Raw genomic sequence first — 22,917 nt, 5'->3', positions numbered from 1 at the left:
ACTGCTTAATTGCAGTCTGCAAACCGCTCGGAACTAAGATGAATACACCGTTTGACGAAGAACCGCATCGCCGCCCCGGCCTGTTTGCAGGCCTGCGGGCGTCGTTTCTGACGGGGATTGTCGTCATTGCGCCGGTCTGGCTTACAATCTGGTTGATCTGGTCCGTGGTGGGCTGGATCGACAGTGCGGTCCTGCCGCTGGTGCCGCAAAGGTTTCAGCCGCAAGAATATGTCGGCATCAACCTGCGCGGCGTCGGGGTCATCATCTTCCTGATCTTCACGGTGATCGTGGGCTGGGTGGCCAAGGGTATACTGGGACGTTCGCTGATCCTTTTTGCAGAACGCGTTGTTGATCGGATGCCTGTCGTCCGCTCGGTCTATTCCGGGATCAAGCAAATTTCCGAAACGGTTTTTGCCCAAACAGACCGCTCGTTCGAAAAGGCTTGCCTTATCCAGTATCCGCGCCGTGGAATCTGGGCGATCGGGTTCGTGTCCACCACCGCCAAAGGCGAGGTCAGCCGCCTTGCGGAGACCGGCGGCGAACTGCTCAGCGTGTTTGTTCCGACGACCCCGAACCCCACATCCGGGTTTCTGCTGTTTTTTCCAGCCGAAGACGTCATCCTGCTGGACATGACGATCGAGGATGCCGCGAAACTGGTGATCTCGGCAGGTCTTGTTTATCCAAACGAAAAAGACCCGACCCGCCCGCCAGAGTGATCAGCCAAACATCGCACGCAGATCTACTGTGCTACGCGCACCCAGATCGGTTTTGTGGGCTGACAGAAAGCCGTCCGCGGCTGCCCGGCCCGCCTTTTTCAGCTTGTGCAGGATCACCGGGTTGGGAACGGTCTTCGTGGCAACCGACAGACTGTTCATCAACTCATTGTCTGCGATCATGTGAACCAGAACCCGGCTCATCTCACCCGCCTTCAGTTTGCCCTCACGCAACAAGCGCTGCACAAAGTCAATCGCCCTGAGTTCGCGAAACAGGGACGAATTGAAGCTGATCTCGTTGATCCGGTTCTGAATCTGCTGTGGTGTCTTCGGAACCTCGTCCCGCTCAAGCGGGTTGATGTTCACTATGACCACATCATCCGGCAACTCGTCATTGAACAAAGGAAACAGCGCAGGATTTCCCGTAAAACCTCCGTCCCAATAGGCCTCGGTTCGCCCCGTCTTCGGATCGAATATCTCTACGGCCTTGAACAGCGTAGGCAGGCAGGCCGAGGCGAGTATGGCATCCGTCGATACATCTTCGCCCGTGAACACCCGGATCTTGCCGCTGCGCACGCAGGTCGCACAGACAAACAGCTGCGGGCCTTCGTTCGCGCAAATCTCGCCAAAGTCAAAACGGTCAACGACGGACTTCAACGGGTTCTGGTAAAACGGACCGTAGGCATAAGGCGAAACCATGCGCGACCACGCGTCGCCAATCGAATAGGGAAGCGAATACTCCACGGCCTGCGCGATCTGGGCAGGCTCAAGCGCCTGCATCCAGTTGGCAATCCGCATGTCGCCAACCGCCCCCATGCGCGTCCATAATCCGTTCAGACATTCCCGCGCCCCATCGCGCCCGGCCCGCACCATCCCGGACTTGAAAGCCGCCCCGTTTAGCGCCCCTGCGGATGTGCCGGTAATTGCGGCAACCTCAATATCCTCTTCATCCAGCAACCGGTCCAGTACACCCCAGGTAAAGGCGCCATGTGCGCCGCCGCCCTGCAAAGCCAGATTGATCCGTTTCAATAGCCCGCCCCTTCATCTTTTCCAAAATACTCCGGGGGTATGGGGGCCGCGCCCCCATGAAATCTTACAGGGCAGTCCAGCCGCCATCGACGGAAATCGTCGTTCCGGTAATCTGCGCCGCCGCATCCGAGCACAAAAACAATGCCGTCCCGCCAAGTTGCTCGACCGTTGCAAACTCTTTCGAGGGCTGGCGTTCCAGCATCACGTTCTTGATCACGTCCTCGCGGCTCATGTTGTATTCTTTCATCGTGTCGGGGATTTGCGCCTCGACCAGAGGTGTCAGAACATAGCCCGGGCAAATGGCGTTGCAGGTGATCGGCTCCTGCGCCGTTTCCAGCGCAACTGTCTTGGTCATGCCGACCACACCATGTTTGGCCGACACATAGGCCGCCTTGTAGGGTGACGCCGTCAGACCATGGGCCGACGCGATATTGACGATGCGCCCCCACCCGGCCTTTCGCATCATTGGCAAAGCTGCCGCCATCGTGTGAAAGGCCGAGTTCATGTTGATCGCGATGATCGCATCCCATTTGTCGACCGGGAACTGGTCGATCGGCGCGACGTGCTGAATGCCCGCATTATTGACAAGAATGTCGCAAGCCCCGGCCTTTTCGATCAGGGCCCGGCAATCATCCCCCTTGGACATGTCGGCCTGGATATATCGCGCGTTGGTTCCGGTCTCGTTCGAGATTTCAGCAGCCAGTGCATGGTCCTCATCCCGATCGGTGAACGAATTCAAAACCACATTGGCGCCCGCCCTGGCCAGTTCGCGCGCAACGCCCAGCCCGATCCCCGAATTCGATCCCGTGATAATTGCCGTCTTTCCCGAAACGCTCATCGCCGCTCTCCTGCTGAGTCAGAATTTCCGACACAGTGCCATGCTGCACGTGCAAAGAAAACGGGGAAAGCTGGGGCCAATGCAACTCCTCGCGCACTGGCATCCTCATCACAAAAAAACGCCCGCACGAAGCGGGCGTTAAGTTATTGAGGCAGGTTTCATACAGGCAAGAAACCTATCGAGCAGTGCATCCTTTATAAGCAATTCTGCGCCTTCGTCCAAGCTAAAAGTTTGATAATAAGAAAAATCATGGCTACGGTGAATCCCAACAAAATAAGGCCAGAGCAGGATTGTTTCCAAAATGAGCCCCGATTTTTCACCCTCCCTTCGTTCAATACTGGTGGGAATCACCGGCATTTTTGCGACCACATTTGCCCATGCAGATTCGTCTCATGGCATAGCTATGTATGGCGATCCCGCCCTACCACCGGATTTTGTGTCTCTGCCTTACGTGAACCCGGATGCACCAAAAGGAGGAAAGGTCGTTTTCGGGAATACCGGCGGCTATAACAGTTTGAACCCGTTTGTGCAAAAAGGCACGTCACCCTGGCAACTGAGATTCTGGACCCATGAGAGCCTGATGGGCCGATCCTGGGACGAACCTTTCACTCTTTACGGGTTGTTAGCCGAATCAGTTGAGACGGCCGAGGACCGATCCTGGGTGGAATTCACGCTGCGCGAGAACGCCCAATTCTCGGACGGCAGCCCAGTCACCGTGGACGACGTGATGTGGTCCTATGAAACTCTGGGGACCGAAGGGCATCTCCGGTATCGCGGGTTGTGGTCCAAGATCGGCAGCATCGAACAGACTGGTCCACGCTCGGTCAGGATCACATTCAACGAACCTGACCGCGAACTGGCGCTGATTGCGGGCCTGCGCCCGATCCTTCAAAAGGCCCAATGGGACGGCAAGGATTTTGCCGACGCGCAGTTGCACGATGTTCCAATCGGCTCGGGGCCTTATGTCGTCGAGGACTATGAGGCCGGGCGCTTCGTAAACCTGCGCCGCAATCCTGACTACTGGGGCAGCGATGTTCCCTTCCGCCGTGGCACCATGAACCTCGATGAAATGAGGATCGAGTTCTACGGCGATCAGACCGTGTTGTTCGAAGCGTTCAAGGCTGGGGAACTCTCCGCCATTCGGGAATTCAACGCCGACAAGTGGGACACGCAATACAGTTTCCCCGCCGCGCAGCGCGGAGACGTAGTCAAAACGGAAATCCCGCATGGCAAACCGTCGGGCATGACCGGCTTTGTGATGAACACGCGCAAGGCGCCATTCGATGACTGGCGCGTGCGCGAGGCGCTGACGCTGGCGTTCAACTTCGAATTCATCAACGACACCATCACCGGCGGTGCCCAGCCCCGGATCACCTCGTATTTCTCGGGCTCGGACCTGGCGATGCAACCCGGGCCGGCGACAGGCCGGGTCGCCGAGTTGCTGCAACCGTTTGCCGATGACCTTCTACCCGGAACGATTGAAGGCTACAGCCCACCACAAGGCGATGGCTCGGCGCGCAATCGCGCCAATATCCGAAAGGCCGCGAACCTGCTGTCCGAAGCGGGGTGGACCATTCAGGACGGTGTGCTGCGCTACCAGAATGGCGATGCTTTCGCCATGACCGTCTTGCTGCAGCAGGGCGACAGCGATATGGCCACCGCAGTCGAAATCTATTCCCGTGCATTGGAACGCCTTGGCATTCAGGTGACAACCGAAACGGTCGACAACGCGCAATACACCGGTCGCATCTCGGAACACGATTTCGATATGACGCCATTCCGAAGAGCCATGTCCCTGTCCCCCGGAAACGAGCAGCGCCTCTATTGGGGCAGCGATGGCGCGAACACGCCCGGAACCCGGAACCTGATGGGTGTCGCATCACCCGCGGTCGACGCGATGATCGATGCGATGCTGGCTTCGGAAACGCGGGAAGACTTTGTCGCGGCCACCCGCGCGCTTGACCGCACCCTGACCGCTGGCCGGTATGTCATTCCGATCTGGAACTTCGATGTCGGCCGTATCGCGCATGTGAAAGAGCTTAAGTACGCGCCAAACCTGCCCATTTACGGCGATGGCCCGCAATACATGCCCGAGGTCTGGTGGTATCAGGAATAAACTGCAGCGGGCGAACGCCTCCTCGCCCGCGTTTGTGCGGCGAAACCCGCTTTACCAACGCCCCACAACGCTCGTCTAACGTGTGCTGCCCCGGTCTTCTCGGATGGCGGTTGTCACGAATACTTCGGCGGAAAGTGGCACATGTCAAAATACCGCAGCATATGACTGCTTACGCGACGTCCGTCGCAATATGTTGTTGGACCTTCTAATTTCAGCGAAAATTGCTCCAATGGACACAAGAACCTTTACGGATTGGGTGCCGAGCATGTAACGTGTCATCAAATCGAACCTCAGTGAACCGTGCAAAAGTTGTTGAGTTTCGGTGATATAGTTGCGGGCGGTTCGCCCTGCCCTGGTGGTTCACGGACCGGCCGCCACTCACTCCGAAACGCAGGACCGTGGCCCGTTGCGGACGTTCCGCAGCGGGCATTTTCCGTTCCGGTCATCACATCCCCGGGTGCGACATTTTGTCATGCATGTATATACCCCGCCCCTACGTAACCTGATATCTGGGGGCCGGGCAGTCCTGTAGCACAAGAAACGGAAAGCTCGCTGATGATTATGAAATGGACAGAACTGACGCAGGACTGGAACGGATCCTTGGCGCGCGCTAAGCGGCGCTTTCCGAACCTGCGTGATCAGGACGTCGCGCATTTCCGGCAAGACAGAAAACAGTTCGAGGCTTACTTGGCGGAACGGCACCACCTGACTGTGAACGAAGCCCGGGAAGAACTGGAAGATTTCCTGTTCACCGAAAGCCTGAATCGCGAATTCGATCAGACGTTACGCAAGTGACGTAACCCACAGGATCAACGCGTCTTCGTCACTGACCGAGACGACGTTGTGACCCATGCTTCCGTCGTAATAGGCGCTGTCGCCGCGGCGCATTTCGACAGGTTCATAATACTCGGTATAAAGCCGCACGACGCCTGTCAGAACGTACAGGAATTCCTCACCATCATGACGAACCCAGCCGTCGAACTCGTCCATCGAGCGGGCGCGTACGCGGGCCCGGTAGGGCAGCATTTGTTTTTTCGTCAGCGTTTCGGCCAGCAACTCATGCTCGTATGTCGTCGTGGCATGGGCCGCACCTTCCCCCATCCGTGTGACGGACATGCGTCCAATGACCTGATCGCGCTGGGGTGGCGTGAACAGTTGAGGCACCGAAATCCCCAGCCCCGTCGCGAGTTTCTTCAGCGCATCATAGGTTGGCGACATCTGGCCGTTTTCGATTTTGCTGAGCGTTGAGCGCGCCAGACCGGCCTGGGTCGCCGCCTGTTCCAGCGTCCATTTGCGGGCCTTGCGCAATTCGCGCACGCGCGCGCCCAGATCCAATGGCTCGGGTTCGACATTTTCACCGGCATCGCGGGCGATACGGATCAGGGATTTCGGGTCCTGCGTTCTCATGGCACTTCTATAGGGCCGGGCCGCGCCGCTTGCAACGCGCCTTGCCCCGCGTTAGCCAGACGACATGCTGTCCATATTTGATCAGGGTCTGCCTGCCCCTTGCCCCACCCCGTTTAATCTCGCAGCGCACGTTCTGCGCCACGCAGAGCGGCTTCCGGAAAAAACCGCGCTCTCCGTTCTGAATGAAACGGCGACCGAGGACTGGAGCTATCGGCAATTGCTGTCTGCCGTTCTGGGCACCGGCACAGGGTTGTTGCAGGCCGGTTTGAAACCCGGCGACATCGTTCTGATGCGCCTTGGGAATACTGTCGACTTCCCGATTGCCTACTTGGGGGCGATTGCCGTCGGTGTCGTTCCTGTTCCGACGTCATCGCAACTGACGGCGCCTGAAACGGCCCGCATGATTGACGACCTGTCCCCAGCCGCCATCCTGAAGGCACCGGATGTTGCCTGTGCCCCGCACCCCCGCCAGATCGATCTGGCAACGTTGCGTGCCATGCGTGATCTGCCGCCCGCCACCTTTGATCTCGGTGATCCGGATCGGCTGGCTTATGTGGTCTATACCTCTGGGACATCGGGCAAGCCGCGTGCGGTTGCGCATGCGCATCGCGCGATCTGGGCACGGCAAATGATGGTGGACGGGTGGTATGGGCTGCGCCCCGAGGATCGGCTGTGTCATGCCGGTGCGTTCAACTGGACCTACACTCTGGGCACTGGCCTGATGGATCCGTGGACCATCGGGGCGACAGCGCTGATCCCCGAACCGGGAACCGATCCGGCAGCATTGCCCGACTTGTTGCGGCGTCACGGAGCCACAATCTTTGCCGCAGCACCCGGCGTGTACCGAAAGATGGTTCAGCGGACAGACCGGCTCAGACTGCCCGACCTGCGCCACGGACTGTGCGCAGGCGAAAAACTGTCGCGCCACCTGCACGAACGCTGGACCGAGGTTACGGGAACCGAACTTTACGAAGCCTACGGCATGTCCGAATGCTCGACCTTCATTTCCTCCAGCCCTGAAAACCCGGCCCGGGGCGAGGCATTGGGCCAGCCGCAACCCGGTCGCAAGATCGCCATTCTGGGACCCGATGGCCCTGTTCCGCAGGGACAGGAAGGCACAATCGCGATCCACCGGTCCGACCCCGGCCTGATGCTGACCTATCTGAACGCCCCGGATGAGGCTCAGGCCCGCATGCAGGGTGACTGGTTTCTGACCGGAGATCAGGGCGCCATGGCGGTCGACGGGCAAATCACCTATCTGGGTCGCGACGATGATATGATGAATGCGGGCGGCTATCGGGTTTCGCCGGTCGAGGTCGAAGCCGTCTTGTCAAAATACCCCGGGATCACACAGGTCGGTGCCGCGGCGGTCGAGGTCAAGCAGGACACATTTGTGATAGCTGCCTTTTACACCGGCCCCGAAACTCTGGACGAGACGGCCTTGCGTGCCTATGTCCAGGACAACCTTGCGCGATACAAACAGCCCCGCGCTTTCATACATCTGCCGGCGCTTCCCGCAGGTGGCAATGGCAAACTCCTGCGCCGCGCATTGCCGGCCTATTTCAAGGCACCGAACTCATGACCCAATCCGTCAAGCTTGATATTCTGTCCGATCCGATCTGCCCGTGGTGCTATATTGGCAAAACCCATCTGGACAAAGCGCTGGCCGCCATACCGGACCATCCTTTCGTGATCGAATGGCACCCGTTTCAACTGAACCCCGACATGCCGGACGCGGGCATGGACCGCCGAGAATACCTTGAGCGCAAGTTTGGCGGCAAGGATGGTGCCGTGCAGGCCTATGCGCCCGTGGTCGAACACGCCGAAAATGCTGGCCTGAAAATCGATTTCGAAGGCATGAAACGTACGCCCAACACACTTGATGCGCACCGGCTGATCCATTGGGCCGGGATTGAAGGCAAGCAGGACGCGGTGGTCGACGCCTTGTTCGATGCTTATTTTGTGCAGGCACGCGACATCGGCGACCATGAGGTGCTTGCCGACATCGCCGACAGTCAGGGAATGGACGCGGCTGTCGTCATGAAGCTGCTGAAATCCGACGCGGACCGGGACGATATCCGCAACCGCGATACGCATTCACGGGAAATGGGTGTTGGGTCCGTACCGACCTTCATCGTGGCCAACAAACACGCAGTTCCTGGCGCCCAGCAGCCGGAAATGTGGGAAAAAGTCATCCGCGAAATCATGTCTCAACTTGAGGCTTCCCCTGCAAACTAGCACATAGTCCTGTGCGTTTGCGCTATAGCGCCGCCTGATTTGCCGTGATAGCGCAAGCAGGTAAGGAGTTCCCCATGACCAATCGCATGTCGCGGGGCGAGTTCATTGCGTTGATAGCAATGATGTTCGCCACGATCGCGTTCTCTATCGACTCGATGCTGCCTGCCCTGCCCGAAATCGGCGCAGAGCTCAGCCCTGATGATGTGAACCGGGCGCAACTGATCCTGACATCCTTCGTTCTGGGCATGGGGCTTGGCACATTTTTCACCGGCCCGATCTCGGACGCGCTGGGGCGCAAGCCCGTCATCTTTGGCGGTACAGTGCTATATATCGTGGCGTCCGCTGTTGCCTGGGCAAGTTCCTCGCTTGAACTGGTTCTAGCTGCGCGTGTTCTTCAGGGACTTGGTGCCGCCGGTCCCCGCGTGGTGGCCATGGCCATTATCCGCGACCTCTATTCCGGGCGCGAAATGGCCCGGATCATTTCGATCGCGATGATGATATTTACGCTTGTTCCCGCAATTGCGCCGATGCTGGGCGCAGGCGTGATTGCCCTGTTCGGCTGGCGCGGGATTTTCGTATCCTTCATCCTGTTCGCCCTGATTGTCGTGACGTGGATGGGAAAACGGTTGCCGGAATCGCTGGCCCGCGAAGACCGTCGCCCATTTCGCCTGCCGCTGCTGGTAGCGGCCACGCACGAGATGATGTCACACCCCACGGTGCGCCTTTCGATATTGGTTCAGACCCTGTGCATGGGCATTCTGTTCACCATGCTGACCATGGTGCAGCCGGTCTATGACGTGATCCATGACAGTGCGGACAGTTTCCCGTTCTGGTTCGGGTTTGTCGCGCTGATGTCTGGTTCGGCCAGCCTGCTGAACGCCGCGATTGTCGTCCGCGTGGGTATGCGGCGCGTGGTGACATGGGCGCTTGGGGCGCAGATTCTGATCACGTCCTGCGTCATTTTTCTGAATATGGCGAACCTGACGCCCGCCGCCTCATTCGCGGTGTTTGTATTCTGGCAGACCACCATCTTCTTCATGGCTGGCGTCACTCTGGGCAATTTGAATGCCATCGCGATGGAACCGATGGGCCACATCGCAGGCATGGCGGCATCTGTGATCGGGTCGATTTCGACCGTTCTGGCCGCAGCCATCGCTTCACCTGTGGGCCTTTTGTTCGATGGCTCAGTGACACCGCTGACAACGGGCATTCTTGCCATGTGCGTCATGGCTTTCGGCGTGATGGTTCACATGGGTCGCGTCGAAAACAGACTGCTGGTCTGAGCCTGTGCAAATGCACTGAATCACGTTAAGCTTTCCGCGATTTTCGGGGGAGTTTTCTATGAGTGATTATTATGATCTGGGCACATACTCCTGCCCCGTCACCACATCATCGGAAAAGGCGCAGCTGTGGTTCGACCGAGGTCTGAACTGGACCTACGGCTACAACCACACCGAGGCCCTGGCCTGTTTCCAGCGCGCGGCGGAACATGATCCGGACTGCGCCATGGCGCATTGGGGCGTGGCTTACGCAGCCGGACCAAACTACAACCTGCCGTGGGAATTGCTGGACAATCAGGGACAAGAGAAGGCATTGGCCGAGGCTTATGACGCCACCCAAAAAGCACTGGCGCTTGTAGAATGGTGCACTCCGGTTGAACAGGCGCTCATCCGCGCCCTGCCCGCCCGCTATCCTCAGCGCGAGCCGATCGCGGATATGCACGACTGGGACCACGATTTTGCGGACGCTATGCGCGCGGTTTTTGCAGCTTTTCCCGATCACCTGGATCTGCGCACCATATTTGTCGAGGCGTTGCTGAACCTGACCCCCTGGAAAATGTGGGATCTGGAAACCGGTCAACCCGCCGACGGCGCCGCCACCCTCGAAGCGCAGGATACCCTGGAATGGGCCATGGGGAACGACCCGGCCGCCATGTCGCATCCGGGGATTTTGCACTTGTATGTGCACCTGATGGAGATGTCGCCCACTCCTGAAAAGGCGCTGAAAGCCGGGGACGTGTTGCGCACGCTGGTGCCGGACGCAGGTCATCTGGTGCACATGCCCACCCATATCGACGTCCAGTGCGGCCACTACCAGAACGTCACCCATTGGAACGAAAAAGCCACCGAAGCAGATTTGAAGTATTACGAACGCGAAGGTCCGTTCAACATCTACACCGGTTACCGTCAGCACAACTATCACTTCACCATCTACGGCGCGCTGTTTATGGGCCAGATGGAACCGGCCCTGCGTGCCAATCAGGGCATCTGGGACACCACGCCCGAGGAAATGCTGCGCATCGAAAGCCCGCCGATGGCGGACTATTTCGAAAGCTACATGTCCATGGGGCCGCATATCCTTATCCGTTTTGGCCGTTGGGACGAAGCCAAGGCTCTGGAACTGCCCGAAGACCCGGATCTCTACTGCACATTGACCGCGACCACGCACTACGCCCGTGCCATCGCATTTGCAGCGACGGATCAGGTGGCCGAGGCCGAAGCGGAAGAACAAAGATTTCTTGCCGCCCGGGGCCGCGTCCCCGAAACCCGGCGACTGCACAATAATCGTGTCGTCGACCTGCTGGATATCGCAGCTGAAATGCTGCGGGGCGAAATCGAATACCGCAAGGGAAACTACGACACGGCCTATGCACACCTGCGCCGCTCGGTCGAATTGGATGACACTTTGCCTTATGACGAACCCTGGGGCTGGATGCAGCCAACCCGCCACGCACTCGGGGCCTTGCTGTTTGAACAGGGCCACGTTGCCGAGGCCGAAGCTGTCTACCGCGAGGATCTAGGACTGGGCGGCACGCTCAGCCGTGCGTCGATCCATCCCGACAATGTCTGGAGCCTAAGGGGGCTATACGATTGCCTGAAATCTCGAGGTGACTCCATTGAAATCAGGCAGATCAAACAAAGACTGGATCTGGCTCTGGCCCGTGCAGACCGCGCGGTCGCCGCTTCGTGCTTCTGCGCCCAGTCCGCAATGAAGGCCGCCGAATGAGACTGCTCCCTGCCCTGATGCTTTTGACCGCCGGTCTTCCCGTTCAGGCCGAACGCATGACGTTTACCCCGGTCGACCAGGCCGAACGTGACCCGACGCTGGTGACGTTCCGCGCCAACCTGCTAGCTGATATCGCGGCCCGCGACACCGAAGCGGTTGTGGCGGTGGCCTGCCCGGACATCTATCTCAGCCACGGCGGCAATGGCGGCCCCCGGGAACTCAGGGAAAACCTGACACTTCCTGCCGACACCCTGGCCGAGGAATACCGAGATCAGGCCGACGAGATGCGCGAAGCCTACTGGTCCGCCCTCGAGGAAACCCTCGCCGCGCCCGGTTATTTTGACGATCTGGGCGAATTTTGGATGCCGTATCAGTGGAAGATCGGCCTGCCCGCATCCGTCGACCCGTTCAACGCTTATTTTGTGAATGGCTCCGGGGTGTCACTGCGGGTGGGCGCAGACCGGACCGCTGACATTGTCGATCTGATAAGCCATGAGGTCGTCCTGATTAGCGAATACGATCCTGACGCCGAATACCAGAAGGTCATGCTGACCGACGGCGCGCGAGGCTTCATGCACCGCGACTACCTCTGGCCTATGACCGGTCATCGCGCGGCGCTGGTAAAATCCGACCAGGGGGAATGGCAGTTGTGCACCTTCGTGGGCGGTGACTGAGCGCGACGCTCAGACCTTGGCCTTGTTCTTCACGGCAACCACCTTCTCGGCCAGATCGCGGGCAATGGCAAACGCGCCCTTGATCTTGTCGCTGTCTTTCTTCCAATCCCTGCGCACAACAATCTTGTTGTCCTTGACCTTCGCCAGTCCGCGCTGGTTCTGAATGAAATCGACCAATCCCTGAGGTGAGGCGAACTTGTCGTTGTGGAACTGGATCGTCGCGCCCTTCGGTCCGCCATCCAGTTTGGCGATACCCGCCCGCTTGCACATCGCCTTGATGCGCACGACCAGCATCAGGGTGTTCACCTCTTTCGGAAGCGTGCCAAAGCGGTCGATCAGTTCGGCTGCAAACCCTTCCAACTCGACCTTGGTCGAGAGCGACGAGAGGCGGCGATACAAGCCCAGTCGCACATCCAGATCCGGCACGTAATCCTCGGGGATCAGGACCGGCACGCCCAGATTGATCTGCGGAGCCCATTGATCATCAGCATCCGACAGTCCTTCAATCTCGCCCGCCTTGATCTTGGCAATCGCCTCTTCCAGCATCGACTGATACAGTTCATAGCCCACATCGCGCATCTGGCCGGACTGCTCCTCGCCCAGCAGGTTGCCTGCACCACGAATGTCCAGATCCTGGCTGGCAAGGGTGAAACCTGCGCCAAGCGTATCCAGCGAACCCAGAACGCGCAGGCGTTTTTCGGCCGTGGCGGTCAGCTTCTGGCGCGGCTTGGTGGTCAGATAAGCATAGGCGCGGGCCTTTGAACGCCCGACCCGGCCCCGTATCTGATACAACTGCGAAAGGCCGAACATATCCGCGCGGTGCACGACCATGGTATTTGCGGTCGGGATATCCAGACCGCTTTCCACAATCGTCGTGGCCAGCAGTACATCGTATTTGCCGTCGTAGAACGCATTCATCCGGTCATCAAGCTCGCCAGCCGCCATTTGCCCATGAGCGATGACATAAGTCAGTTCCGGCAGCTGTTCTTTCAGGAATTCCTCGATCTCGCGAAGATCGGATATTCGCGGCACCACGTAGAAGCTCTGCCCACCCCGATAATGTTCGCGCAGCAGCGCCTCGCGGACAGTGACCGCATCGAATTCGCTGACGTAGGTACGGATGGCCAGACGGTCGATAGGCGGGGTGCCGATGATCGAAAGATCACGCACGCCCGTCAGCGAAAGTTGCAAAGTACGCGGGATCGGCGTGGCCGTCAGGGTCAGCACGTGAATGTCCGAGCGCAACTGTTTCAGACGCTCTTTATGCACCACTCCGAAATGCTGTTCCTCGTCGATAATCAGAAGGCCCAGATTGTTGAACCGAATACCCTTGGCCAGCAACGCATGGGTACCGACCACGATATCAACCGTTCCCCGCGCCAGTCCGTCCCGGGTTTGCTGCGCCTCTTTGGCCGAAACAAAGCGTGAGAGCTGCCGGACCTCCAGGGGGAACCCTCTGAAACGGTCCCTGAAGCTGGCCGCGTGCTGGCGGGCCAGCAGCGTCGTCGGCGCAACAACCGCCACCTGAACACCGGACATGGCAGCGACAAAGGCCGCGCGCATTGCGACCTCGGTCTTGCCAAAGCCCACATCGCCGCAGATCAGGCGGTCCATCGGCGCGCCTGAATGCATGTCCTCCATCACCTCGGCAATGGCGCGCAACTGGTCGTCGGTTTCCTGATAGGGGAAACGGGCGCTGAACTCCTCCCACGCATGCGGCGGCGGGTCCATGACCGGAGCCTTGCGCAGGGCGCGTTCGGCGGCGATACGGATCAACTTGTCCGCCATTTCGCGGATGCGTTCTTTCAGCTTCGCTTTCTTAGCCTGCCAGGCGCCACCGCCCAAACGGTCCAGCAGACCTTCTTCGTGACCGTATTTTGACAGCAACTCAATGTTTTCAACCGGCAGATATAGTTTGGACTGTTCCGCGTATTCCAGCAGAAGGCATTCGTGCGCGGCCCCCGCTGCCGTCACCACTTCCATCCCCATGTAGCGACCGATGCCGTGGTCGACATGAACAACAAGATCACCGGGGCTGAGCGATTGGGTCTCGGTCAGGAAATTCTCGGCCTTGCGGCGTTTTCTTGGCTGCCGGATCAAGCGGTCGCCCAGAACATCCTGTTCTGCAATCACCGTCAGACCGGGGGTTTCGAACCCGTGCTCCAGCGCCCAGACAGCAAGGTACAACCCGCGCTTGCCGATGCGAGTGCCGTCCTTCACCGGGATCGCCTCGGCCAGGCCTTCATCCTCGATCAGACCGGTCAGGCGTTCGCGGGCACCTTCGGAATAGGACGCAATCAGAACCGGCCCCTTGGCCAGTTTGTCGGTGATGTGACTGGCCAGTGCGCCAAACAGGCTGATGTTTTCCTGCTGTCGTTCGGGGGCGAAATTGCGCCCGATCCGGCCACCCGCGTCGATCACGCCCGGTCCGCTTGCCTGCGGCAACGGGCTGAACTGCATCACGCGCCGGTCTGCAGCAGCCTGTTCCCAGGCCCCGTCATCCATGTACAGCAAGGCTGGCGGAGTTGGCTTGTAGACCGTGTCCAAGCGCGACCGGTTTTCCAGCGCCAGCCTGCGGGTTTCATACTGATCCGCGATACTGTCCCACCGGGCCAGCCGCGCGGGCGTTACCTGATCATCCAGTAGGATCGTCGCACCGGACAGATAGTCGAACAGTGTCTCCAGCCGGTCATGGAAAAAAGGCAGCCAGTGCTCCATCCCCTGATGCTTGCGCCCGGCACTGACCGCTTCGTAAAGCGGGTCATCTGTACCTGCGGCGCCGAATTCGATGCGATAGTTCTGACGGAACCGGGTGATCGCGGCTTCGTCCAGAATGACTTCCGATACCGGGGCCAGTTCGACAATTTGCAGTTTCTCGGTGGTTCGTTGCGATACCGGGTCGAACCGGCGGGCACCGTCCAGCACATCGCCAAACAGGTCCAGACGAACGGGGCCGGATTCACCGGGCGGGAATATGTCGATGATCCCGCCCCGGATGGCATAGTCGCCGGGCTCCATTACAGTGGGGCTTTGGGTGAACCCCATGCGAACCAGAAAATTGCGCAATGCGTCTTCGTCAATGCGATGCCCGACCCGCGCGGTAAAGGCCGCTTCGCGCAGGACCTCACGGGCCGGCACGCGCTGGGTTGCGGCATTCAGGGTCGTCAACAGCACGAATTGCTGCGGCATCTGATGCACCAGCGCCGCCAGGGTCGCCACCCTTGTGGCCGAAATATCGGCGTTGGGCGAAACCCGATCGTAAGGTAAGCAATCCCAGCCGGGAAAAACAAAGACTGGTATCTCCGGCGCAAAAAAGGCCAGCGCGGCCCGCATCGCCTCCATCCGCTTGTCATCACGTGCGACATGGGCCACCGGACCGCCGGTCCGCGAAATCTCTTTCAGAACAAGCTGCGCATCAAACCCTTCGGGGGCTCCGCCAACTGTTACGTGGTCCGCAGCCTTCATCGCCTCGCCTTTCCGACTTGTCTATCCCAGTGGTCCCAGAGAAAAGTTCTGATACATGCCCCAGAAGGCCGTGACCAGTATCGAAAACATGCCGATCAACTGGGTGTACAGCCTGCATCGCATCAGGGTCCGGATGACCAAGTCAGGTTTGGGGATCTGCTGCAGCCGACGCGCGGTCGCCACATACAGCATGACCACGATCGACATCGGAAACATCAGCAGGAAAACAGCCTGCGCGAACTCCACCCCATAATAAAAGCCCGATATCGCAAGCCCGGTCAGCACAAAGCACGAAATCGCAAACAAAATGGCACCGGACATGTCCATGATGTACAGCATGCGGTTCGTGTTGATCCGGACGATATCCATCAGATCCGTTTCGGCCTGCCCGCCCGAGCGTCGCGCGCGCACGATCAGATCATAGGGCACGCCAAGGACCCAATGGCTCACCGATGACCACATGACAGCCAGTGCGATCCAGAACCACAGGTTCGAGAAGCTTCGCAAATCAATGACTTCGGTAATCGAAGAGTATAAGTCCAAGCCATAACCCCTTAAACATTGTCTTACGGGGTTTTGTCACAATGCCGCGTCGATTGTTACCCTTGAGACCTACGCGTTTTCATGCCACCCAAAGCACGATTGTTCAAGGAGAACGCGCCATGAAACCGACCATCGCCCCCTATCCGCTCGCCCGTTTCCGCCGGGCCCGCCAGTCTGCGGCGATCCGGGGGCTGGTCCGCGAGAATACGCTGACGCCGGATGACCTGATCTGGCCGGTGTTCGTGCGCGACGGTGAAGGGGTCGAGGAACCTGTGCCGTCAATGCCGGGCGTCGTTCGCCGATCGGTCGATCTGATCGCCCAGGCCGCGGTCGAGGCGCAGGCGCTTGGCATCCCTGCAATCTGCATTTTCCCCTATACCGACAGCGCCCTGAAAACCGAAGACTGCGCCGAAGCGTGGAATCCTGACAACCTGTCGAACCGGGCCATTCGTGCCATCAAGGATGCTGCCCCCGATATCGCCGTCATGACCGATGTGGCGCTGGATCCGTACAACATCAACGGCCATGACGGGTATGTCGTCGATGGCGAGATCGTAAATGACCGCACGGTCGAAGCACTGGTGAAAATGACGCTGGCGCAGGCGGATGCCGGTGCGGATATCATCGGCCCGTCGGACATGATGGATGGACGTATCGGTGCGATGCGCCACGCGCTCGAGGCTGCGGGGCATCACAACGTCATGATTCTCAGCTACGCCGCCAAGTATGCCAGCGCGTTTTACGGTCCATTCCGCGATGCGGTTGGCGCATCGGGCGCACTGACCGGCGACAAGAAGACCTATCAGATGGACCCGGCCAATTCGAACGAGGCGCTTCGTCTGATCGAACGCGACCTGACCGAAGGTGCCGATATGGTGATGATCAAGCCGGGCATGCCTTATCTTGATATCTGCCGTCAGGTTAAAGACACGTTTGGCGCGCCGACCTATGCCTACCAGGTGTCGGGCGAGTTTGCGATGATCCGGGCGGCCGCCCAGAACGGATGGATCGATGGCGAGAAGGTGATGCTGGAAAGTCTGATGGCGTTCAAACGCGCGGGCTGTGACGGAGTTCTGACCTATTTCGCGCCCGAAGTAGCGCGCCTTCTGCAAGGCTAAAACCCCGCCCTGTCGCAATTTTTCGCCGATTGAAGGCCCCTGACCCGCAGCTTTCCCGTGACAGCCGGGCGCAATCGGCGTATTCTTGCACACAAGATCGGGAATACCCGACATATCAGGCACTTATTACAGAGACAGGAAACATGAGCAGTTCCAATTCCCCCCGACTGGGTCGTCGCGGCTTTGCACTTGGCATGGCCGGGCTGACGCTTACCGCCGCCTGCGGCAACGGCGTCGGCAACACCAACGCAGCGACCATCGACGCCCGTGTCGATGCGACGCTGAACGAAATGTACAGCAAGTACCCCAACACGATCGAGATCGCGAGCAAGGCGAACGGTATGCTTGTAATGCCTCTGATCACCGAAGCCGGGTTCATCTTCGGCGGCGGTTTTGGCCAGGGCGCATTGCGAGTTCAGGGCGCGACAGTCGACTATTATTCCGCTGTCAAAGGCTCAGCCGGGCTGCAGATCGGCGCGCAGCAATACGCGCATGTTCTGTTCTTCATGACCGAAGACGCGCTGAACGACTTCCGCCGCTCCAACGGTTGGACCGCAGGCGCGGACATCGGCTATGTGGTCGATGCAACAGGCAGCAGCGTCGGGGCCAGTACCACGACATTGCGCACGCCTGTGATCGCCGCGGTCTTTGGTCAGGCGGGCCTGCTGTTCGGGGCGACCGTCGAAGGCGTCAAATACACGCGTATCATTCCATAACACCGGATTGCCACTCCCCCTCCTGCGGAGCCCCGCCACGTGCCGTTCAGCAGTGGCGGGGCTTACGTTTTTTGCGTTGACGAAACGGAAATTGTTGTTCGGCTCCTCTTTCGGTTGGAACCGCCTTCCACTACTCTCGCCGCAAACGAATACCAATAAACTGTGGGGCAAGGATGGGTCTTGTATTTCGCTGGCTGGTGCGCATCACGTCGGGTCTTGTCCTGCTGGCCGTGGCGGCGGTTGCACTGGTCTATTTTCTCGCCAGCCGGTCTTTGCCCGAATACAATCAGACCCTTAAGGTCAGTGGCCTGACCAGCCCGGTTGAAATCGTGCGCGACACATCAAACGTGCCGCATATTCTGGCCGAAAATGATCCGGATGTGTTCTTCGGCCTCGGATATGTGCATGCGCAGGATCGTCTTTGGCAGATGACCGTTATGCGCCGCACCGCGCAGGGGCGTCTGTCGGAAATTTTCGGTGCCCGAACTGTCAATATCGACAAGCTGCTGCGCCGTCTCGACCTTTATGGACTGGCCCATCGTTCTGTCGAGGTTCAGGACGACTACACCAAAGCCGCGCTGAAAGCCTACACCGCTGGCGTGAACGCCCGGCTGAATGAAATCAACGACAAGGCCCTTGGGCGCGGCGCACCCGAGATGTTCCTGTTCAACGCCCCGGTCTCCCCCTGGCAACCGGGGGACAGCATCGCCGTAGTCAAACTGATGGGCCTGCAATTGTCGGGCCATTTGCAGGACGAGGTGCTGCGCGCACGTACTTCACTGATGCTGAATAACCCGGACCGACTGGCGGACATACTGCCCGACGTTCCCGGCCCGGGGATCGCCGCATTGCCCGAATATGCCAGCCTGTTCCCCGGCATGCCCCGATACGCGCGCGGAACGCCGATGCCTGACACCCCGCTTTCGCCCTTTCCAAAACGCGGCCTTGCCGGTGCGTCGAATGCCTGGAGCGCCGCGCCATCACGGTCTGCCAGTGGCGGAACCCTGCTTGCGAACGACCCACATCTTGGCTTTACCGCACCCGGCGTGTGGTATCTGGCACGGCTGGGGCTGGCCAAAGGCGGCGTGATCGGCGCGAGTATTCCCGGCATTCCCGCCATCATGACCGGGCGCAGCGACCGGTTGGGCTGGGGCCTGACCTCATCTTATCTGGACGATCAGGATGTCCATATCGAACAACTGAACCCGGAAAACCCCGAAGAATACCTGACACCGGACGGATACAAAACATTCCAGACCCGCCCGTCGATCATCGAGATCAAAGACCAGCCGCCCATCACTCTGACCCTGCGCTGGACGGAAAACGGCCCGGTGCTGCCCGGCACTCACTACGATCTGGAAGCCATCACACCCACGGGCCATGTGGCCTCGCTTGCATGGACGGCGCTTAGCCCGCGTGACACGTCGATGACCGCTTCGATGGCGCTGATGAATGCGGATACGGTGCAGCAGGCCATCACGGCCGCCGAAGATTTCATCTCGCCGTCGCAAAACCTGTCACTGGTGGACAAGGACACGATCGCCATGAAGCTGATTGGTGCCATGCCACAACGCGACCTGCGCAACCAAAGCAGGGGCCGCATTCCGACCCCTGGCTGGCTGGCCGAGAACCGCTGGCAAGGCCGCATGCCTTATGCCGACAACCCAGAGTTCGTGGCCCCAAGGGGTGGCGTTCTGGGTAACACCAACAACAAGATCATAGGCCGCCCCTTCCCTCAGCACGTGTCGTATGAATGGGGCGACACCCAGCGTGTCCATCGCTGGGAACGCCTGATGCAGTCACGCGAGGTGCACACCCGCGACAGCTTTATCGAGGCGCAGCTCGACACCGTCAGTTTCACCGCCCGGTCTCTGTTACCCCTGATTGGAGCGGACCTGTGGTTCACCGGCGAATCCGCCCCCGTCGGCACAGCGGAACGTCAGCGCCAGATCGCTCTAGCCCTACTGGCCGAGTGGAACGGCGAGATGAACGAGCATCTGCCGGAACCGCTGATCTATGCGGCATGGCTGCGCGCGCTGCAAAACCGGCTGATCGCGGATGAACTGGGCCCGCTGGCCAGCGAGTTCAAACATGTCGAACCGCTGTTCATCGAAAGGGTCTACCGCGACATCGACGGGGCCTCGGTCTGGTGTGACGTCCGTCAAAGTGCGCCGGTTGAGACCTGCACCGACATGGCAAGACTAGCGCTGGACGATGCTCTGATCTGGATTGCCGAGAATTACGGCAGCGCCCTGGAATCCCAGCGCTGGGGCGACGCGCATCAGGCCACCCATGACCACCCGGTTCTGGGTTCGGTTCCAGTGCTGCGCTATTTCGTGAACATTCGTCAATCGACCAGCGGCGGAGACAACACTCTGCTGCGCGGCCGAACCTCGGGCGAAGGGCCCGACCCGTTCCAGAACGTACATGGCGCAGGCTATCGCGGCGTCTATGACTTCGCCGACCCGGACAGTTCGGTCTTTATTACCGCCACGGGTCAGTCAGGCCATTTTCTGTCACGCTATTACGACGATCAGGCGCAGCTGTGGCGGCGCGGAGAGTATCTGCCAATGTCCCTGGACATCGATCTTGCCCGAGCTGCGGCCGTCGGTGTCACCCACCTGATCCCGCGTTAATACCCCGCGTCGGCAAGACCTTGCCCCTTTTTTGCGCGGACGTGGACGCAAACGGGTGTTTTCGCCTACGATCTGCGGGCGGACTATTTGGGACCGGGGGCACAGATGGCCAGTATTCAGGACAGGCTGAACAATCTCGCGCGCGACTATGCGATTGCATGGAGTTCGGGCGACGCAGATGTCGTAGCCAGTTTTTTTGCATCAGACGGCCAGATTTCAATCAACCGGGGAGAACCGATCGTAGGTCGCGCGGCGATTGCTGAAATGGCGCTTGGCCTTTTCGCAGAATTTCCCGATCTGGAAGTCAGGTGCGATATGCTGCGTTGGGCCGGAAATCACGCGATTTTTGTCTGGACGCTGGAAGGGCACCATGCGCAAACCGGAAACCATGTCGTCACCCGCGGCTGGGAAGAATGGGAACTGACGGCCGATCATGAAGTCCAGTCTTCACTGAATTGGTTCGACGCCGATGACTATCAGCGTCAAATCGACGGGCGATAGGCACAAGTCCAGACCGGGTTATTCCGAGATAATCGAATATTTGCGTGGAATGCCTTCTGTAACCATGAACCAGCGCGAGGCTTTCATGCGTTCCTGATGTGCGTCGAACGCAGCCCGGTTCTCAAAAACCTCATGAACGTTGAACTGACCGGGGATGTCCGGATCCTCAACGACCTCGAAGGTGACACAACCGGGTTCGGCGCGCGTCAGCGCTATATGTTCTGAAAGCGCGGCACGGACCTGTTCAAGCCGGTCGGCAGGCACAGCGATGTGCCCACTCAAATAGACCTTCTTGCTGTCTTCCTTCGTCAAAACCAGACCCCGGATCAAAGAGCAGCAAATTGCGCCGCTTGTTTCGCGGTCCAAAGTACCGTGATCTCGAACCCGTTCTCGGTCTGTTGCTCTGACCGGACCACATCCTGCCGAAACAGCCACGCGCGCTTGCCGCCATCGGCAAACCCCAGCGTCAAAGTTTCCTTGTGCCGCACGCCCTGCAATTTGGTTGCAATCTCGGCCAGTAGCGCCTCGACGCCTTCGCCGGTCACCGCCGAGATGGCAAAGATCGAAGCATCACGTTCCGCACGCGCCAAAGCGGCCTCACGTTCGTCGTCAGTCATCAGGTCGATCTTGTTCCAGACCTCCAGCCGGGGCCGTTCATCATCGACCCCCAGCGAGGTCAGAATGGCCTCGACATCCTGTGCCTGTGCATCAGTGTCCTCGTGGCTGATATCGCGGACATGCACGACCAGATCGGCACCCAGCACCTCCTCCAGCGTGGCGCGAAATGCGGCGACCAGTTCGGTGGGCAGGTTCGAGATAAAACCAACGGTATCCGACAGGATCACCTCGGGGCCGTCGGGCAACTCGACCCGCCGCATGGTCGGGTCCAGCGTAGCGAACAACATGTCCTTGGCCATGACTTCCGCACCCGTCAGGCGGTTGAACAGGGTCGATTTTCCGGCGTTGGTATACCCAACCAGCGCGACAATCGGATACGGAACCTTGGCCCGCGCGGCGCGGTGCAGCGTGCGGGTCTTGACCACCTTCTGCAACCGGCGGCGCAGGCGCACAAGCTGTTCGTCAATCGCACGCCGGTCGGCCTCGATCTGGGTTTCGCCGGGTCCACCGACAAACCCCAGGCCGCCCCGCTGGCGTTCCAGGTGGGTCCAGGCCCGAACAAGCCGCGTCCGCTGGTAGCTGAGCGCGGCCATCTCGACCTGCAACACACCTTCGCGGGTACGTGCCCGATCGCTGAAGATCTCCAGGATCAATCCGGTCCGGTCAAGGATCTTGACCTTCCACGCTTTCTCAAGATTGCGTTGCTGAACCGGCGTCACCAGACCATCGATCAGAACCAGTTCGACATCGTGCTCGTGCAGTCGCTCGCCTAGTTCTTCGATCTTGCCGCTGCCGAACAAAAGCCCCGGCTGGGCCCGTGGCAGGCGAACGATTTCCGACCCGACCACATCCAGATCGGGCAAAGCAGCGGCTAGTGCCACCGCTTCTTCCAGCGCCGGTCCCGGGACACGGCGCTGTTCATCTGATTTGATTTCAGGATGCAGCACCCAGGCCCGGGTGCGCGCCCTCTCATGTTCCATCAAGAGGCGTCTTCGCCCTCATACAGGCTGATCGGCTGCGACGGCATGATCGTCGAAATCGCGTGCTTGTAGACAAGCTGCGACTGTCCGTCGCGGCGCAACAATACGCAGAAATTGTCGAACCAGGTGATCACACCCTGCAATTTCACACCGTTGATCAGGAAAATCGTGACCGGAACCTTTGCTTTCCGTACATTATTCAGGAACGCGTCCTGAAGATTCTGTCTGTCCGAAGCCATATTTTTATAATCTCGCCATTGTTCTTGCTACGCGCTGCGGACCAACGCGCTCCCTCCGGGTGAGTATGGAGCGGAGTTCA

The 22,917-nt window shown here is 59.4% G+C and carries 21 protein-coding genes; 12 read left to right on the top strand and 9 right to left on the bottom strand.

Features of this window, described 5'->3' with window-relative positions; translation table 11 throughout:
- The first annotated feature begins 38 nt into the window (after positions 1 to 38).
- Entirely contained in the window at positions 39 to 716 is a 678-nt protein-coding gene (locus ACR0J8_RS04550) for a DUF502 domain-containing protein (RefSeq protein WP_170610807.1), read from the top strand.
- Here the strand turns inward: ACR0J8_RS04550 and ACR0J8_RS04545 are convergent, their stop codons facing one another.
- From ACR0J8_RS04545 to ACR0J8_RS04535, 3 genes are all read right to left on the bottom strand, one after another.
- Positions 717 to 1,742, bottom strand: a complete 1,026-nt coding sequence (locus ACR0J8_RS04545) for a patatin-like phospholipase family protein (protein WP_480522379.1) — start codon at positions 1,740 to 1,742, stop codon at positions 717 to 719. It abuts the gene before it with no gap.
- Positions 1,743 to 1,806: 64 nt separating this feature from the next.
- Positions 1,807 to 2,580, bottom strand: a complete 774-nt coding sequence (locus tag ACR0J8_RS04540; protein ID WP_170610802.1) for a 3-hydroxybutyrate dehydrogenase — start codon at positions 2,578 to 2,580, stop codon at positions 1,807 to 1,809.
- 138 nt (positions 2,581 to 2,718) lie between these two features.
- Positions 2,719 to 2,937 (bottom strand): hypothetical protein, encoded by a 219-nt coding sequence (locus ACR0J8_RS04535; protein ID WP_480888991.1) that lies wholly within the window; start codon positions 2,935 to 2,937, stop codon positions 2,719 to 2,721.
- Between ACR0J8_RS04535 and ACR0J8_RS04530 the strand changes: the two genes are divergently transcribed.
- Both ACR0J8_RS04530 and ACR0J8_RS04525 read left to right on the top strand, forming a co-directional pair.
- Complete coding sequence (locus ACR0J8_RS04530; protein WP_480888931.1) at positions 2,882 to 4,696, top strand: extracellular solute-binding protein; 1,815 nt, start codon at positions 2,882 to 2,884, stop codon at positions 4,694 to 4,696. The two genes, ACR0J8_RS04535 and ACR0J8_RS04530, sit on opposite strands and share 56 nt — an antisense overlap.
- A 561-nt stretch (positions 4,697 to 5,257) precedes the next feature.
- Positions 5,258 to 5,491, top strand: coding sequence for a hypothetical protein (locus tag ACR0J8_RS04525; RefSeq protein ID WP_321252695.1), 234 nt, complete (start codon positions 5,258 to 5,260; stop codon positions 5,489 to 5,491).
- On the opposite strand, the gene ACR0J8_RS04520 is transcribed toward ACR0J8_RS04525, so the two are convergent.
- Entirely contained in the window at positions 5,480 to 6,103 is a 624-nt protein-coding gene (locus tag ACR0J8_RS04520) for an XRE family transcriptional regulator (RefSeq protein WP_170610796.1), read from the bottom strand. The genes ACR0J8_RS04525 and ACR0J8_RS04520 overlap by 12 nt on opposite strands.
- A gap of 64 nt (positions 6,104 to 6,167) precedes the next feature.
- Between ACR0J8_RS04520 and ACR0J8_RS04515 the strand changes: the two genes are divergently transcribed.
- From ACR0J8_RS04515 to ACR0J8_RS04495, 5 genes are all read left to right on the top strand, one after another.
- Positions 6,168 to 7,685, top strand: a complete 1,518-nt coding sequence (locus ACR0J8_RS04515) for a class I adenylate-forming enzyme family protein (protein WP_480522382.1) — start codon at positions 6,168 to 6,170, stop codon at positions 7,683 to 7,685.
- Positions 7,682 to 8,341 (top strand): DsbA family oxidoreductase, encoded by a 660-nt coding sequence (locus ACR0J8_RS04510; RefSeq protein WP_170610790.1) that lies wholly within the window; start codon positions 7,682 to 7,684, stop codon positions 8,339 to 8,341. The genes ACR0J8_RS04515 and ACR0J8_RS04510 overlap by 4 nt, the downstream gene beginning before the upstream one ends.
- A gap of 74 nt (positions 8,342 to 8,415) precedes the next feature.
- Entirely contained in the window at positions 8,416 to 9,624 is a 1,209-nt protein-coding gene (locus tag ACR0J8_RS04505; RefSeq protein ID WP_480888929.1) for an MFS transporter, read from the top strand.
- 58 nt (positions 9,625 to 9,682) lie between these two features.
- A complete protein-coding gene (locus ACR0J8_RS04500) occupies positions 9,683 to 11,347 on the top strand; it encodes a tetratricopeptide repeat protein (RefSeq protein ID WP_480522384.1) in 1,665 nt (554 codons plus the stop codon).
- Positions 11,344 to 12,021 (top strand): SH3 domain-containing protein, encoded by a 678-nt coding sequence (locus tag ACR0J8_RS04495; RefSeq protein ID WP_480522385.1) that lies wholly within the window; start codon positions 11,344 to 11,346, stop codon positions 12,019 to 12,021. Before ACR0J8_RS04500 ends, ACR0J8_RS04495 begins: the two co-directional genes overlap by 4 nt.
- Positions 12,022 to 12,030: 9 nt before the next feature.
- On the opposite strand, the gene mfd is transcribed toward ACR0J8_RS04495, so the two are convergent.
- Both mfd and ACR0J8_RS04485 read right to left on the bottom strand, forming a co-directional pair.
- Entirely contained in the window at positions 12,031 to 15,486 is a 3,456-nt protein-coding gene (gene mfd, locus ACR0J8_RS04490; RefSeq protein ID WP_480888928.1) for a transcription-repair coupling factor, read from the bottom strand.
- 21 nt (positions 15,487 to 15,507) lie between these two features.
- Positions 15,508 to 16,029 (bottom strand): component of SufBCD complex, encoded by a 522-nt coding sequence (locus ACR0J8_RS04485; RefSeq protein WP_170610777.1) that lies wholly within the window; start codon positions 16,027 to 16,029, stop codon positions 15,508 to 15,510.
- A gap of 119 nt (positions 16,030 to 16,148) precedes the next feature.
- Between ACR0J8_RS04485 and hemB the strand changes: the two genes are divergently transcribed.
- The 4 genes from hemB to ACR0J8_RS04465 all read left to right on the top strand — a co-directional run bounded on the left by hemB (position 16,149) and on the right by ACR0J8_RS04465 (position 21,000).
- Entirely contained in the window at positions 16,149 to 17,147 is a 999-nt protein-coding gene (hemB, locus tag ACR0J8_RS04480; RefSeq protein WP_480522387.1) for a porphobilinogen synthase, read from the top strand.
- Positions 17,148 to 17,290: 143 nt separating this feature from the next.
- Complete coding sequence (locus ACR0J8_RS04475) at positions 17,291 to 17,863, top strand: lipid-binding SYLF domain-containing protein (protein ID WP_480522388.1); 573 nt, start codon at positions 17,291 to 17,293, stop codon at positions 17,861 to 17,863.
- A gap of 173 nt (positions 17,864 to 18,036) precedes the next feature.
- Entirely contained in the window at positions 18,037 to 20,499 is a 2,463-nt protein-coding gene (locus ACR0J8_RS04470) for a penicillin acylase family protein (RefSeq protein WP_480522389.1), read from the top strand.
- 105 nt (positions 20,500 to 20,604) lie between these two features.
- Complete coding sequence (locus ACR0J8_RS04465) at positions 20,605 to 21,000, top strand: SgcJ/EcaC family oxidoreductase (protein ID WP_480888927.1); 396 nt, start codon at positions 20,605 to 20,607, stop codon at positions 20,998 to 21,000.
- A gap of 18 nt (positions 21,001 to 21,018) precedes the next feature.
- Here the strand turns inward: ACR0J8_RS04465 and ACR0J8_RS04460 are convergent, their stop codons facing one another.
- The 3 genes from ACR0J8_RS04460 to hfq are packed head-to-tail and all read right to left on the bottom strand — an operon-like array spanning position 21,019 to position 22,837.
- Complete coding sequence (locus ACR0J8_RS04460) at positions 21,019 to 21,282, bottom strand: putative quinol monooxygenase (RefSeq protein ID WP_480888926.1); 264 nt, start codon at positions 21,280 to 21,282, stop codon at positions 21,019 to 21,021.
- Positions 21,283 to 21,326: 44 nt separating this feature from the next.
- Positions 21,327 to 22,598: a GTPase HflX gene (hflX, locus tag ACR0J8_RS04455; RefSeq protein WP_480522392.1), complete on the bottom strand. Its 1,272-nt coding sequence runs from the start codon at positions 22,596 to 22,598 to the stop codon at positions 21,327 to 21,329.
- Positions 22,598 to 22,837 carry an RNA chaperone Hfq gene (gene hfq, locus ACR0J8_RS04450; protein WP_010440340.1) on the bottom strand — a complete coding sequence of 80 codons (240 nt, stop codon included), beginning with the start codon at positions 22,835 to 22,837 and terminating at the stop codon, positions 22,598 to 22,600. The genes hflX and hfq overlap by 1 nt, the downstream gene beginning before the upstream one ends.
- Positions 22,838 to 22,917 lie beyond the last annotated feature (80 nt).

This window comes from Ruegeria sp. N11 (assembly GCF_056531525.1).
Note: the sequence above shows the minus strand (reverse complement) of the source record. Positions and strands in the feature narration are given on the sequence as shown.

Bases quoted from the DNA above. Each gene is read 5' to 3' on its own strand.
- ACR0J8_RS04550 (WP_170610807.1), top strand. From the start codon at position 39: ATGAATACACCGTTTGACGAAGAACCGCATCGCCGCCCCGGCCTGTTT.
- ACR0J8_RS04540 (WP_170610802.1), bottom strand. From the start codon at position 2,580: ATGAGCGTTTCGGGAAAGACGGCAATTATCACGGGATCGAATTCGGGG.
- ACR0J8_RS04530 (WP_480888931.1), top strand. From the start codon at position 2,882: ATGAGCCCCGATTTTTCACCCTCCCTTCGTTCAATACTGGTGGGAATC.
- ACR0J8_RS04535 (WP_480888991.1), bottom strand. From the start codon at position 2,937: ATGCCGGTGATTCCCACCAGTATTGAACGAAGGGAGGGTGAAAAATCG.
- ACR0J8_RS04525 (WP_321252695.1), top strand. From the start codon at position 5,258: ATGAAATGGACAGAACTGACGCAGGACTGGAACGGATCCTTGGCGCGC.
- ACR0J8_RS04520 (WP_170610796.1), bottom strand. From the start codon at position 6,103: ATGAGAACGCAGGACCCGAAATCCCTGATCCGTATCGCCCGCGATGCC.
- ACR0J8_RS04515 (WP_480522382.1), top strand. From the start codon at position 6,168: ATGCTGTCCATATTTGATCAGGGTCTGCCTGCCCCTTGCCCCACCCCG.
- ACR0J8_RS04510 (WP_170610790.1), top strand. From the start codon at position 7,682: ATGACCCAATCCGTCAAGCTTGATATTCTGTCCGATCCGATCTGCCCG.
- ACR0J8_RS04505 (WP_480888929.1), top strand. From the start codon at position 8,416: ATGACCAATCGCATGTCGCGGGGCGAGTTCATTGCGTTGATAGCAATG.
- ACR0J8_RS04500 (WP_480522384.1), top strand. From the start codon at position 9,683: ATGAGTGATTATTATGATCTGGGCACATACTCCTGCCCCGTCACCACA.
- ACR0J8_RS04495 (WP_480522385.1), top strand. From the start codon at position 11,344: ATGAGACTGCTCCCTGCCCTGATGCTTTTGACCGCCGGTCTTCCCGTT.
- mfd (WP_480888928.1), bottom strand. From the start codon at position 15,486: ATGAAGGCTGCGGACCACGTAACAGTTGGCGGAGCCCCCGAAGGGTTT.
- hemB (WP_480522387.1), top strand. From the start codon at position 16,149: ATGAAACCGACCATCGCCCCCTATCCGCTCGCCCGTTTCCGCCGGGCC.
- ACR0J8_RS04475 (WP_480522388.1), top strand. From the start codon at position 17,291: ATGAGCAGTTCCAATTCCCCCCGACTGGGTCGTCGCGGCTTTGCACTT.
- ACR0J8_RS04470 (WP_480522389.1), top strand. From the start codon at position 18,037: ATGGGTCTTGTATTTCGCTGGCTGGTGCGCATCACGTCGGGTCTTGTC.
- ACR0J8_RS04465 (WP_480888927.1), top strand. From the start codon at position 20,605: ATGGCCAGTATTCAGGACAGGCTGAACAATCTCGCGCGCGACTATGCG.
- hflX (WP_480522392.1), bottom strand. From the start codon at position 22,598: ATGGAACATGAGAGGGCGCGCACCCGGGCCTGGGTGCTGCATCCTGAA.
- hfq (WP_010440340.1), bottom strand. From the start codon at position 22,837: ATGGCTTCGGACAGACAGAATCTTCAGGACGCGTTCCTGAATAATGTA.